The organism is Paenibacillus sp. BJ-4 (assembly GCF_020404765.1).
Classification (GTDB): Bacteria; Bacillota; Bacilli; order Paenibacillales; family Paenibacillaceae; genus Paenibacillus.
The window spans coordinates 138193-150908 of sequence record NZ_JAIVEM010000140.1 but is presented as its reverse complement, the minus strand read 5'-3'; the positions used below and the strand labels follow the sequence as shown (position 1 = coordinate 150908).

14 protein-coding genes are annotated in these 12716 nt (G+C 45.3%); 3 read left to right on the top strand and 11 right to left on the bottom strand.

Annotated elements, in window-relative coordinates; translation table 11 throughout:
- Positions 1–15: 15 nt before the first annotated feature.
- Positions 16–552 (top strand): Crp/Fnr family transcriptional regulator, encoded by a 537-nt coding sequence (locus LCF57_RS20255; protein ID WP_226002307.1) that lies wholly within the window; start codon positions 16–18, stop codon positions 550–552.
- Here the strand turns inward: LCF57_RS20255 and LCF57_RS20250 are convergent.
- The 9 genes from LCF57_RS20250 to LCF57_RS20210 form a co-directional block, all read right to left on the bottom strand.
- Entirely contained in the window at positions 485–1006 is a 522-nt protein-coding gene (locus tag LCF57_RS20250) for a DinB family protein (RefSeq protein WP_226002306.1), read from the bottom strand. The genes LCF57_RS20255 and LCF57_RS20250 overlap by 68 nt on opposite strands.
- Positions 1007–1072: 66 nt before the next feature.
- The gene (locus tag LCF57_RS20245) at positions 1073–2017 is read right to left on the bottom strand and encodes a helix-turn-helix transcriptional regulator (protein WP_226002305.1); all 945 of its coding nucleotides are present in this window, start codon (positions 2015–2017) and stop codon (positions 1073–1075) included.
- Positions 2018–2129: 112 nt separating this feature from the next.
- The gene (locus LCF57_RS20240; protein WP_226002304.1) at positions 2130–2486 is read right to left on the bottom strand and encodes a nucleotide excision repair endonuclease; all 357 of its coding nucleotides are present in this window, start codon (positions 2484–2486) and stop codon (positions 2130–2132) included.
- A 220-nt stretch (positions 2487–2706) separates the two neighbouring features.
- Positions 2707–3447, bottom strand: a complete 741-nt coding sequence (locus LCF57_RS20235) for a YheC/YheD family protein (RefSeq protein WP_226002303.1) — start codon at positions 3445–3447, stop codon at positions 2707–2709.
- Between the two features lie 15 nt (positions 3448–3462).
- Positions 3463–4575: a 2-aminoethylphosphonate aminotransferase gene (locus LCF57_RS20230; RefSeq protein ID WP_226002302.1), complete on the bottom strand. Its 1113-nt coding sequence runs from the start codon at positions 4573–4575 to the stop codon at positions 3463–3465.
- Entirely contained in the window at positions 4572–5732 is a 1161-nt protein-coding gene (gene aepY / locus LCF57_RS20225) for a phosphonopyruvate decarboxylase (protein WP_226002301.1), read from the bottom strand. Before aepY ends, LCF57_RS20230 begins: the two co-directional genes overlap by 4 nt.
- Complete coding sequence (gene aepX, locus LCF57_RS20220) at positions 5732–6631, bottom strand: phosphoenolpyruvate mutase (RefSeq protein ID WP_226002300.1); 900 nt, start codon at positions 6629–6631, stop codon at positions 5732–5734. The genes aepY and aepX overlap by 1 nt, the downstream gene beginning before the upstream one ends.
- Before the next feature lie 41 nt (positions 6632–6672).
- Positions 6673–7401: a YheC/YheD family protein gene (locus LCF57_RS20215; protein WP_226002299.1), complete on the bottom strand. Its 729-nt coding sequence runs from the start codon at positions 7399–7401 to the stop codon at positions 6673–6675.
- A 327-nt stretch (positions 7402–7728) separates the two neighbouring features.
- The gene (locus LCF57_RS20210) at positions 7729–8322 is read right to left on the bottom strand and encodes a hypothetical protein (RefSeq protein WP_226002298.1); all 594 of its coding nucleotides are present in this window, start codon (positions 8320–8322) and stop codon (positions 7729–7731) included.
- Between the two features lie 188 nt (positions 8323–8510).
- Here LCF57_RS20210 and LCF57_RS20205 point away from each other — a divergent pair, with 188 nt between their 5' ends.
- Together LCF57_RS20205 and LCF57_RS20200 are read left to right on the top strand one after the other, a co-directional pair.
- Positions 8511–9710 (top strand): glycosyl hydrolase family 28-related protein, encoded by a 1200-nt coding sequence (locus LCF57_RS20205; RefSeq protein WP_226002297.1) that lies wholly within the window; start codon positions 8511–8513, stop codon positions 9708–9710.
- Positions 9711–9819: 109 nt separating this feature from the next.
- Positions 9820–10443: an acetate uptake transporter gene (locus LCF57_RS20200; RefSeq protein WP_226002296.1), complete on the top strand. Its 624-nt coding sequence runs from the start codon at positions 9820–9822 to the stop codon at positions 10441–10443.
- A 78-nt stretch (positions 10444–10521) separates the two neighbouring features.
- Here LCF57_RS20200 and LCF57_RS20195 read toward each other — a convergent pair whose 3' ends face one another.
- Both LCF57_RS20195 and LCF57_RS20190 read right to left on the bottom strand, forming a co-directional pair.
- On the bottom strand, positions 10522–11508 hold the full coding sequence (locus LCF57_RS20195; RefSeq protein ID WP_226002295.1) for an aldo/keto reductase: 987 nt from the start codon (positions 11506–11508) through the stop codon (positions 10522–10524).
- Between the two features lie 459 nt (positions 11509–11967).
- Positions 11968–12597 carry a YfbR-like 5'-deoxynucleotidase gene (locus LCF57_RS20190; RefSeq protein WP_226002294.1) on the bottom strand — a complete coding sequence of 210 codons (630 nt, stop codon included), beginning with the start codon at positions 12595–12597 and terminating at the stop codon, positions 11968–11970.
- Positions 12598–12716 lie beyond the last annotated feature (119 nt).

Here is a 12716-nt window from a genome sequence, read left to right as displayed (position 1 = left end):
AGGCTGCACACGTTCATGATATTACACAAAGGTGAAACCCTATTTCGACAAGGGGAATCCGGCCCTCTGTATCGGCTAAAGAGTGGCTTGTTAAAAATCATCCGAGTCCACGAGGATGGCTCGCAAATTTTAGTCAACGTTATTGTGCCCGATGAAATCATCCCGCATCACTCCCTAATCAGCCCCAATCCGTATTATGGTACAGCGATCACACTGGTATCCTGTGAGATTGAGGTTCTGTCACAAAAGGAATGGTATCAATCGCTAGAGCAGGACCCGACACAATGCCAGGCTATCGCTTTGCAGCTACAAGACAAACTGCGCATGATGCAGCAACGGATCGACCAGCTCACTGAAGTTTCGCCTGCTGAAAAGCTTCGGAAACTTCAGAACTGGTTCCACTCCTATATTGCACCCGCCACATTAACGGACGTGCTGACACAAGAGGAAATCGGACAATTCATCGGGCTGCGCCGGGAGACGATTAACCGGCTATTGCGTGCTTCAAACGCTCCTTCTGCAAGAGATGATGCCGATAATGCATCTCGATAAGCATAAACCACTCCCTGGCATTCAACGCACCAAATCTGGGATGAGCGATGGTACACCCTTCTGACGATTTACGGAGAACAGGTTCAACCTCTCTCATTTGGCGGACCACGGCCTGTAATCCCTCCACAATGTCTTCTTTACTCGTCGGTTGCGGAGGAGTGTACTGCGGAGATGGTGGGACCTGGATACGCACTGGCGGAAAACCTCCCAGATCAAAAACGGCTGTGCCCGCCTCCGTTTTAGCCCCCATCTCACCATTTGGCTTTAGGCAAAGCTCGATATTTTTAAGCTGCATATGAAGGGCAGAATTCACCAAGTGAAGGTACATTTGCCCAAGTGACCATTCACCCTCCTGCGGTGTATACTGCAATTGCTCCAAGCTAAAGCCGTCCAATTCATGGAGATAGTGTTGTACCGTTTCTTCAAAACGCTGTAAAGTTTCAGTTGTATTCATATACTTAAATACACCCCTTTTCATCAAGTAGCTTTACTATACACAAATGCTACTGACAGCAGTATGTCAGTAGCATTTCAACATTTTTTCGACTTCTGCACGTACTCGCTCCCGAAGGGTCTCAGGCTCCAGAACGACCATATCCGCACCCCATCCGAGTATCCATTGCAGTAATTCCTCCGGCTGCCTCACGCGAAAGAGTACATGCAATCCATCTGCACGCTCCTCCATGGTCTCCATGTAAAAATTGCTCGCTTCCCTCACTTTATCTGCGATATGTGGATGGGCTAATATACGAACATACACATGACGGTCATCGACTTGCTTGTAATCCTGTAAATTAAAATCGACAGGGAGCTGAAACCTGTCCTCCAGCACGGTCAGCTCGTCCATACGGGACAAGCGGAAGTGGCGAAGCTGCTGCCGTAATTCACATTGCCCCATCAAAACCCACGAACCATGAAACAATACAAGACCGTAGGGTGCAACTACACGCACACTTTGACGATTCCCATCGGCCTCTGGCATTCTTTTGGAGTAGCCGAAGCGTACCTTTTGTTTTTCCAATATAGCGAGACGCAGCGTTTCCAGATAGGTTTTTTCTCTGGGATCTACTCCTTTACCCCCTGCGAACAGCCTGATGGTGGTACGCACCCGCGAAACCTCCCTGCGAATGCTCTCCGGTAAAATAGCTTCGATCTTCCGTCGGGAAGATTGCGCCTTGCTGCCGTATTCTGTATCAAATTTCTGCTCGACAAAATCTGTTCCTATCAGCAACGCTACGGCCTCTTCCACGTTAAAGCTCACTGGCGGCAGGAAGTAGCCCTCCATTAAGGAATATCCGATGCCTGATGCTCCCACAATCGGTACACCCGATTCGCTTAAAGCCTGTATATCCCGATAGATGGTTCTTACACTCGTTTCAAATATAGCCGCCAAATCCTCTGCCCGTAAAATATGCTTGCGTTGCAGCTCTAGCACAATCGCTAGCAAACGGTCTGTTTTATTCATACCAGGGAACCCCCTCTGGAGGAATCTACATGTACTAATAATAAAAGAGCAATAAGGGCAGTACAACTACTGCAGCTTATTGCTCTTTTATATTGCATACCGGGTCACTCCATTACTTGAAAAACACTTTTTCGACGTTATACTTGGCCTTTTGTGAATTGATGATGTAGGTTTCATAAATTTCTCGTTCTACCGCATCTTCCACAATACAAACCTCGATAATCACCACTTCATTCCGATACGCTTTCATCGGCGATACCGTATCTTCAAAATGCTTTTTAATTCTTTGTCTCAGCTTTCTTGCTTTACCAACGAACAGCAATTCCTCCTGCGCGTTATAGAACATAAAGATACCAGCCTTGTCTCTAGGGATCAGGTGAAAATCTGTAAACCCGTAAATATGGCTGAGCTCAGGGTTAACCTGCTTGGTAATCGTAATGTCCGGGGTGGGAATCGTTATATTGATCATTGTGTCACTTCCTCATTGTATATAGGTGTACATACTATCACAAATATGAAGGTAACACCATTGAAGATCATCAAAGGGACGGACCAACGATGACAAATAACCCAGGCAGATACCGATGGACATAAAAAAAGATGACCCTGATGAATACACAGAGCCACCTCTTGATTGTCTATAGCCTCTTTCGTAATCTGTTCACGAGATAAGGTACAGTCATTTTGTATCAACCGTTTTGGTAATCCGTAATGCGGTGATACATCGTTTTATCCTTCAGCTTACGGAAATGGGATCTTGCCGGAAAAAGATTAGCTTCAATAATCCCGATACGTCCTTTTCGGTCTATTCCAATGTCCAGTCCATATATACGGTGCCCAGGGAAAAAAGTGCTTAATCTCTTCGCGGAACGGATGGAAACACGATCAATATGGGACTCTAATGCACTGGCAGACAGGTGTCGAATGGAAGATTGTCGAATGCCGGATTTAAAATGGTATAATGTTCCCTTACTCCGTGTATTGTTGGAAACAAAATAGCCTTTGCCTGCAACTTTGATAACCTTGCCTGTGACTACCCATACAGATGAGTTAATTCTCCGTTGAATGATGACTCTCATATCAAAAGGGCGTTTGTTGATGGTCGGACGGGTAATTCTGCGTTGAACCATATAACTGGCGTTCCCGATTTTTCTTCTAATATAATGATACGTATTGGTTCTGCCCTGTACTAAAACTCTTTTATTCTCGTAGTGTACGATGTACTTATGGTTTCCTACCCAGGAGACCTGAAAGATCCCCCGGCCACGACTCCCCCACACCGGTTTTACGATAACATGCCCATACTTGGAGAGAAGTTTCGAAAAATTATACCTATCCAGGAGCTTTGTTTCGGGAACGTAAGACCTCAGAGACGCATGCCTTCTCAATAACAAATATTTATACCACTTATCCTTTGTCGCTGATGCCATGGGACTCCACCTTTCTCATCCGCATTTTATGCTACTGAGATAGCGTTCAAGCAATTCCAAAAATAACTCCATTTCCTTATACGTGATATCACCTATATTGGCAATTCGGAACGTATTTAGTTTCTCAAGTTTGCCGGGATAGATCATAATGCCCTTGCTGTAAAAATAATCATGCATAGATTGAAAATCATAACCTGCACAATGAGGCTCAAGAATGGAAGTAATGATTTTGGAGTGATGCTCCTCGGGAATGATATAGGTTAGACCTAAGCGGGTTAACCCGTTAATTAAGGTTTTCCAGGATGTCGCGTACCTCTCGTACCTTTTATCCACCCCTTCTTGCTTTAATTCCTCAATCGCTTGCCTAAGCGCATATAAGGTTTGGACTGGAGGTGTAAACCGCATCTGTCCATGTTCCACAAAATAGTTGTATTGAGCATACAAATTCAAATAATAGCTTCTTGGCTTCTGGCCTTTCAAATGCTCCAATTTGCTTTTTTCGGCGATCACAAACGAAACCCCGGCCATTCCCTGTAAGTTTTTGTTGGAGCTTGCCGCCAGGTAGGCAATATTCATTTCCTTTAATTGAATTGGAATGGCCGCAAATGAGCTCATGGCATCCACGATCATGTCGATTTGATACCTTTTGCATAATTCTCCGATATCCTTCACCTTGTTAAGCAGGCCAGTTGTCGTCTCGTGATGAACGACGGCCAGATGGGAGACGGTGCGTTCAGAAGATTGGATATACCTCTCTAATTCAGTCAAATCAATAGCATCATCGGGAGGACTTTTGAATTCAAAATATTCCACTCCATAAACCTTCGCTATCTCGCACATCCGTTTTCCATAGGCTCCATTGCTGACAATGATCACCGCATCGTGATTCGGCACCGAACTGATGATGGACTCCACCGCTGCAGTACCCGACCCGCCAAACAATACGGTCGCATAATGATCCGGGTCTCCGACCAGCCGGGTAAGCTCTGTAGAAATATACTCCATGATTTGGCCAAACTCGGCTTCACGAGGACAAATATCCGGAACCACCTGTGACCATTTCACGCTTTCTGTAGTCGTTGCCGGACCAGGGGTAAGCAAAATGTTTTTCTTGACGGGAGAACTCATGAACCGCCCACTTCCTTGTCCTTCAAAGGACTGTTATGAATAAATCGCTGCAGACGTTCTTTTACTTCATGAGGCTTCATATGCGGACGAGCAAGCTGATCCTTGGAATACCTGGATATTTTCAGGTACAAAAACGTAAGTCCTTTATCCACTTTCCATTCTTGTAAACAGGCCCTCAGTTCCTCGAGACTGTGAACATGAATCGACTTTGTATACCCGCAGGAAGCGGCAATGTCTATGAAATCGACATTATGGGATACCGTACTCTGCCCGCCTGTTGATTCATGAGCGTTATTATCGAGCAGAATATGAACCATATTGGCTGGATGATAATAGCCGTTGGTTGCCAGGCTCCCCATACGCATCAACAGAGATCCGTCTCCGTCAATCACGACGATATCTTTGCTTGGTTGGCTCAGAGCCAAACCAAGCCCCAAGGAACCGATGCATCCCATAGAACCTACCATGTACAGGTTGTTAGCCGCATCTTCAATTTCATACAGCTCACGCCCGGTTTTACCAGTTGTTGCGAGCTGTATGGTATCATCGTCTTTGATGGAGTTAATCGCAGATAATGCATCATACCGTGTAGGCATTTGATGGTCCGCATGACCATGCTGTCGGATCTGATTTAAATGAATGGAGGTTTGCAGTTTTTGCAATGGCTCTTTGTCGAACGTCCCTTTCTTAACAACAAAAAAGAACGAGCGACGCCGGGCAATTTGCTCATTAGCCTGGATCAGCTGATTTCTGGCCTCTTCTAAATCCTTGGAGAGATATTGCCATTCCACATTCATCACATCCAGCATTTGCGTTGTAATCCGGCCCATCAGTTCATGCTGAGGTTCGTCAGGTATCCCCGGTTCTCCGCGCAGGCTGACAAATCCAAGCAGCGGAATATGAAAAGGGTAATTAAGAGAGGTCAATGGCGAAATAGCGTTGGTCAGCCCTGAATTTTGCATAAGGACTACCGACTTCTTCCCACCTATATAAGCTCCAGATGCAATGGCGACCGCATCCCCTTCGTTAGCCGCTGCAACATAATCACATTCGTTTATCGCATAATTGATCAAGCTTTTCAAGAAAGAGCATGGAACACCGCTGAAAAAGGTAAAACCTAATTTTTTCAGCTCTTCTCCTAACAATTTCGTGTCCATTATACGTGCTCACCCGAATCCGGTTCTGACGATGGGAGGTATTTACGTTCCGCAGCGTGCAGCTCCTCGACCCCTTGAAGCCGGAATACTTCTTCGAGGGTTGCAACGCTCTTTTCGATATGGACAAGGCTTTCATCCCGATAAATTCGGTCAGATAATTGTTTCATGGCTCGGATGGATGCTCTCAAATTATGGTTTGCCCAAATCACAAGGCTGATCCCCATCTCCTGAAACCTGACGGTTGGGGTTGTATAGTATTTGGTAGGCACGATCACTACCGGCAATCTTCCGGCCCATTCCTTCATGAACGCTTCAATCTCTGAGGCATCCGATCTTTTGCTGTGTATAAATATGGCATCGGCTCCTGCCTTCCGGTAGGCCTCCGCCCTCTGCAGCGCCTCTTTAAGCCCTTTCCCGGTAATAAATGCCTCTACTCTGGCCACCACCGTAAAATCCGCGTCCGTTTGTGTATCCTTCATCGCTTTAATTTTCCCGGAAAACTCCTCGATATCAGCCAAAGTCTGCTCTTGACCGTTGATGAAAGAATTCGTTTTGGGGAACCGCTTATCTTCGATGCAAACCCCTGCAATATGACGCTGCTCCAGTTTCTTCACCAGCCGCCTTGCATTATTGAAGTTGCCGTACCCCGTATCTCCGTCCAGCAAAATCGGGATGGAGGTAGCATCACTCATGAATTCCAAAACATCCAACACCTGCGTCCATGAGGCCTCATTGCTGTCCCTTACTCCCATCGCTGCAGAGATGGATAACCCGCTGGCCCAAATTCCTTTAAACCCCGCCTCCTCCACAATTCTGGCTGACAGACCATTATGGGCTTCCATGATAAACTCCAGTGTTTGAGAATGGACCAAATCTCTAAGCTGCTTTGTTTTTTTCATTGAAGCTTCTCCTTCTCCCCTAAAAATAACGTGCAAGGAATCTACTTCCAAATAATACTCTTGTTTCTCATGATCGTGTTGATCATAGTAGGATCGGAAAGCTGAGTAAACAGCATATGTCCGGGGTGTGAATTGGCCTCTATAATCCAAATATGGCCTTTTTTATCTATGGCAATATCGACCCCCAATTCGCGAACCGGATGCCGTTTATTAATCGTTTTGGCAATGATGACGGATAGCTTGGAGATTCTATGATAATAGGCATCTGCTTTCGTACGGTTGTGCTTAAAAAGGCTGAAAAGAGCTCGATGCAAAGATACTGCATGCCCTCCTTTAAGATAATTGGTAACATACTTATGAGGTGCCGCGACACGGGCGGCCGCGCCGGAAATTACCCATCTCCTCCCTGGTTTCTGTAAGTATATCCTGGTGTCAAAAATCGACCCGTGATACTTAGCTAACCGAAGCCCTTTCTGTACTAAATACATGTGTCTAGATTTCTGGTATGACTTAATTGCCTTTAAAACAAAACGAGATCCAACAACCCTTCGGCTTGAGCCCCTACGAACCTCATATCCTTTTTTCAATCTCTTGACCCGGATGATCCCGCTGCCACCACTTCCATGATTGGGCTTTATGAAGACCGATGAATAGGTATTCAGCATCCGCGAGGTCCTTGAATCCGTAAACCAGTGGGTTTCAGGTAAATGCGGACGCAAAACGGGATGTTGCAGCATTTCTTTATGCTTTTTCATTTTTCCAATGGGCACTAGTCATCCCTCTTATCTTTTTGGATTTTTGCGCATACCGTATGCATATGCATCCAGTCCTCCTCCTGCGTGGGCCGCTGCCTCTGTTAGAAACGAAGATATATGTCACAAACTGCATGTCCCAGCTGTTATAAATATGAATACCCCAAGGAGATGGCCTTTCAGACAGGCTCGGGTCCGGGCTATAGAAAATAGACTGTCGCCAAATAACAAAAGATCCGCAACCTCTTTCGGTAGCGGATCTTTTATTTCCAACCATCGCTGGTGACACAGCCTGCTAACGTGCCAGGTGATTTATGACTCATGGCCGAATGGCTGCTTGTCTAATTATCGGCCCCCCGGGACAGGCTTCGTCGTTTTCCCCACGCTTTTTTCCAGTACCCAAACAAGAACCCCCACTGTAAGACTGGCGATGACCGCCATGATCGCGGACCCGCCAGCATGTAGCAGCAACACGGGAACCCACAGCAGTCCGAGTGAACGATGCACGGTCCGCATCCACTTGTTACGAACTTTATTAATAAAGAAGCCATATCCGGCGAGCGCCAGCAAAATGGCAAAGCTCGCAAGCCCGCTGTAAGTTTTGTGATCTTGAAGCTTGGTAATCAAAAAATAGACACCGTGAACGACAACCAGGATTAAGGTCGCCCAACCCAGCAATTTATGCATGGAATGCAACAACTTCCCGGCCTTTCTAACCAACACCGATGGCGATCTCAACTTCTTCTTAAACCAGAACCAAGAGAAAGCGGCCGCCCCAAGGAACACAGAGATAGTCCCCAACGTCTTGAGTATTTCCCCGTTGCCTCCATGCCCCTCCCCGCCGGAAACTGAAGACATGTAGTAATAGTAGATTACGAACAAAGCTGCTACTATAACTGCAATCATTGCCGGAATCCAAACGGTCTTTTTCGTTTTCATTCGTTATACATCCTCCCCAGGAAAATTGCCTTGATTGTACCCGGCCAAGATGAAAACAAGCTTAAAGCTAGCTGAAAGTATACCTTTTAATAAATATAAAAACACTTGAAATAATACCCATTTTGACCGAAAATATAAAGGGTAATTCTGTAATTAATTCAACTATTTTGTTAAGGAGAGTGTGTAATATGCCAAACATCTTTAATCGGAAGGTCAGGCTTAACTTGTTGCTCATAGCTATCATTGCGTTTGTTATTCAAGGTTCTACAGGTAACATCCATGTGGCCCAAGCGGCTGACAATGTAATTAATGCTACGGACTTTGGAGTTAAAGCCAACTCAAACACCTCACAGTCAAAGGAAATCCAAAATGCGTTAAAGTATTTTTATGACCAGGGAATGGAAGGAACCGTCTATTTCCCAAAAGGCACGTACTTGGTTGACGAATCTATTCGTTTATATGCCGGGGTTAGTCTGAACGGTGACGGAATGGGCAAAACGATTTTCAAAAAGATAGGGCCTAAAAGCCAATACGTCATTGGGAATCCGATTCTACGAAACAATTCTGACCGACTAGACGTGAAGTTATCTAATCTCACCATTGACGCAGACCGTGCGAATCGTGAAGCCCGTGGCGAAAGTCAGGTAGGTGGTATGATTATAGATGTGGCCGTCTCGCACCTCACGCTGGATCGCGTGGAAATTCGCGATACCACGATTGGAGCCCTTCTTCGCAGAACGAGAGATTCAGAGATTACCAACAGCCGCTTTGACCGGAATAATGGACATGCCATTGCCACCGGACACGAAAGCTTTCCGGCAGGTGAGTTCCGTAACGTCAAAATTACGAATAACCAGATTACCAATTCGGGCGGCGGCAGTGGAATCAATCTGTCACGTGCAACCTACACGACGGTCACCGGCAACCAAATTATCAACAAGACCCATCAATCTGACGGCTATGCAGGCATTCGCATCCCTAATAATGGGGCCAACAATACCGTTAACAATAATGTAATTGAAAATTACCCGCGCGGAATCTTTGTACTGACTGGAGCAACAGGCAACAATGTATACGAAAACACCGTAAAAAATGCATCTCTGCAAGGACTTCTGGTCCAATCGGATGGCAATACCTTCACAGACAATGAATTTATCCAAACCAATTCTTCACTTAATCCTGACGCAATCATTCGCCTTGCTAACGCAAACAACAATAAAATTATTGGTAACGAAATGACCACGTACTCTGGATTCTCCAACATAGGAATACGTGTCACCGATTCCAACTCCAATGAAATTAAGGACAACATCACAGATACTTCAGGCAAATCAGTCAGTATTGAGGGTGGGAGTAATAATGTGAATACAGGCAACCGCAATCGGTAGGAGAATTATGTACTATGCGAGTACGTCCGTTTCCGTTACAATATGTCAGTGTGATTCTGGCATCGGCAGAATAACGCGTACTTGAATATTTGGGGGCTTGTATTTTTTCATGCAAAACGAATCTCATTCTAACGTAAAAATCATAACGGCCGATCCGAGTGCGATCGGTCTGTTTGGCTTGGCTATTGTAACGCTTGTGGCTTCATCCCAAAAGCTTGGCCTTACTGAGGGCTTAAGCTTTATCATCCCTTGGGCTATTTTCCTCGGTGCCTTCGCACAGCTGTTTGCCTGCATTCAGGATGCAAAGCATAACAACACCTTTGGCATGACGGCATTTGGTGCTTATGCCTTCTTCTGGTTAGCCGTAGCCAGTAGCTGGATGATTAAAATGGGCGTGTTCGGATCAGAGCTGGCATCTGCTGTAGATGGCAAGCAGCTCGGTTTTGCCTTTGCGGGTTATCTTATTTTCACGCTATTCATGACCATTGGCGCCATGGAGACGCATAAGGTCCTATTCTTTATCTTTGTCCTGATTGATTTTCTATTCCTAGGTCTTAGCTTCGATGCATTCGGCGTTGCTCCAGAGGTGTTCCATACCCTCGCAGCTTATGCTGAAATGGGGATTGGTCTGCTTTCATTGTACGGTACAGGAGCCGCAGTTCTGAATGCCCATTTTGGCCATACGTTCCTGCCTGTAGGACGTCCCTTCGGTATTTTTAAACCACGCCCTTAGCTGAATATGTAAGCCCCGCAAAGCCGCCTTTCGCGCCGATCCGCGTTAAGGACGGCTTTTTGGGTTATAAAGTTGGATTTATTCGGCTTGCCAATTCGGCATCCGCTCTGCTGCATAACGCAGGCCAGCTGCCATTCCTTTGGGAATGATCTCATTAATATTTTCCATTTCCTCCGCGGATAAAGCGATATCGACTGCCCCAGCGTTTTCTTCCAAATAAGCAACCCGCTTGGTTCCTGGAATCGGTACTATGCCCTCTTGTGCCAGTAGCCATGCCAAGGCCAGTTGAGAAGGCTTAACCCCTTTGTGAGCAGCGAGGTCCTTAATATGCTGCACGAGATCAAGATTCTTCTGGAAATTCTCAGGCTGAAAGCGTGGCACGGTGCGACGGAAATCATCTTCTGCAAAATCATCAAACTTCTGAATTTGCCCGCTCAAAAAGCCGCGTCCCAGCGGACTATACGCTACAAATTCAATGCCCAGCTCCTGGCAGGTAGGTATAACCTCATCTTCCGCTTCGCGACTCCATAAGGAGTATTCTGTTTGCAGAGCCGTGATCGGGTGAACCTTGTGAGCACGCCGAATGAGTGCAGGAGAAGCTTCGGACAGCCCCAAATAGCGGACTTTTCCCGCCTGAACCAAGTCACTCATTGCGCCAACCGTTTCCTCGATAGGTACATTCGGGTCGACCCGGTGCTGGTAGTACAAATCAATGACATCTACTCCCAGTCTTTGCAGGCTGCGGTCACATGCCTCTTTTACATATTCGGGGCGACCGCTGACACCCAGAAATCCTCCATCCTCTCCGCGCATAATGGAGAATTTGGTAGCCAATACCACCTCATCCCGGTGGCTCCGCAGGACTTGACTGATTAGTTTCTCATTTTTTCCCATACCATAAACATCGGCTGTATCCCAGAAGTTGATTCCCAGCTCCAGCGCACGATGAAGCGTTTTGATCGACTCCTGATCATTCAACTCGCCATAATATTCAGACATTCCCATGCAGCCCAGACCCAGTGCGGATACTTGAAGGTCACTTTTACCCAGTTGTTTCTTTTTCATTTCAATCACTCCTGTATCAAAATAATAGTCATCGGCCTTTCTGAATCACCATCACGTTACACCCAGTATGTTACTACTTAAAGTTAACTTGAAGTCAAGCGGTATCGCGGAACACGCTATATCAAATATTTTTAAGAAAATTTGATATCTGGGTTGTAAGAGGCGCGTGTAAATTTCCTATATATATGAGAAACGAATTATCGAGCGAAATTCGGTTTCAAAATTATCACCAGGAGGTTAGGAGCAATATTCAGCCACTAAAACGAATTTCCCGAATCCTTTTTCGGAATAAGTAACAAAGATCTCCCTCGGGAACCAGCTAAAAAAAGCAATAAGGGCAGTTTAATTGCTACCCTTATTGCTTTTTTTCATACGACGGCTCCTTTATTCACTCAAAAAACGAATCATTATGTATGAACAGAAGCGCTTCTGTAGCTTCTGGACGGTAGGAAAATACATTTACAATGCTAATGCTTCTTCCGTAATTTTTTTAATATCAATGGATGAAGGCGTTTCTTCCTTTACCATATCCGGCAGGATATTTTCCAAAAAATAATCCACGCATTTTAATCGGATGTTTTTAATTTTCACAAGCGCATTACGATACATCACTATAAATTCTTTTTCGGTATTTCCCCGCTGAAGCTCAGCGAATGCCTCGTACACCTGATCCATTTTATCCGCCACTTCAAGGATTAAGCCTTCTACAGAATCATCTTTACCTTCTCGTAACTGTTTGCGGAAAATGGCTTTGAAATCCTCGGGAATATTCTCTTCAATAAAATAATCAATCATACCTTCTTCGACCTGCTGGATTAATAATCGGAGTTCCTTAGAGGAATGCTTAACAGGCGTTTTAATGTCTCCAATAAAAATCTCCCCGTAATCGTGGCTGCTTGTAATCTCGTAAAGCTTTTTCCAGTCAATGCTTACACCGTTTCTCTCTTCAATATCAGCCAGCGTTTTGGCATACTGCACCACTTTCCATGAATGAGCAGATACGCTGTGTTCTTCAAACTTAAATTTGCCTGGACAACGAATAATTCTTTCGAGCTCATTCAGTGATCGAAAATACGTGTGAATTCCCATCATTGCATCCATCCTTTAAAATATATGAGATCATAGATATCAACCAACTATAAACCTCAACTATTAACAGCAGATTATCGCAATATCAAGTTGAATCTTCACATATAGCACTTACACAA

Coding starts and splice junctions, on each gene's coding strand:
- LCF57_RS20255 (WP_226002307.1), top strand. CDS start 16: ATGATATTACACAAAGGTGAAACCCTATTTCGACAAGGGGAATCCGGC.
- LCF57_RS20250 (WP_226002306.1), bottom strand. CDS start 1,006: ATGAATACAACTGAAACTTTACAGCGTTTTGAAGAAACGGTACAACAC.
- LCF57_RS20245 (WP_226002305.1), bottom strand. CDS start 2,017: ATGAATAAAACAGACCGTTTGCTAGCGATTGTGCTAGAGCTGCAACGC.
- LCF57_RS20240 (WP_226002304.1), bottom strand. CDS start 2,486: ATGATCAATATAACGATTCCCACCCCGGACATTACGATTACCAAGCAG.
- LCF57_RS20235 (WP_226002303.1), bottom strand. CDS start 3,447: ATGGCATCAGCGACAAAGGATAAGTGGTATAAATATTTGTTATTGAGA.
- LCF57_RS20230 (WP_226002302.1), bottom strand. CDS start 4,575: ATGAGTTCTCCCGTCAAGAAAAACATTTTGCTTACCCCTGGTCCGGCA.
- aepY (WP_226002301.1), bottom strand. CDS start 5,732: ATGGACACGAAATTGTTAGGAGAAGAGCTGAAAAAATTAGGTTTTACC.
- aepX (WP_226002300.1), bottom strand. CDS start 6,631: ATGAAAAAAACAAAGCAGCTTAGAGATTTGGTCCATTCTCAAACACTG.
- LCF57_RS20210 (WP_226002298.1), bottom strand. CDS start 8,322: ATGAAAACGAAAAAGACCGTTTGGATTCCGGCAATGATTGCAGTTATA.
- LCF57_RS20205 (WP_226002297.1), top strand. CDS start 8,511: ATGCCAAACATCTTTAATCGGAAGGTCAGGCTTAACTTGTTGCTCATA.
- LCF57_RS20200 (WP_226002296.1), top strand. CDS start 9,820: ATGCAAAACGAATCTCATTCTAACGTAAAAATCATAACGGCCGATCCG.
- LCF57_RS20195 (WP_226002295.1), bottom strand. CDS start 11,508: ATGAAAAAGAAACAACTGGGTAAAAGTGACCTTCAAGTATCCGCACTG.
- LCF57_RS20190 (WP_226002294.1), bottom strand. CDS start 12,597: ATGGGAATTCACACGTATTTTCGATCACTGAATGAGCTCGAAAGAATT.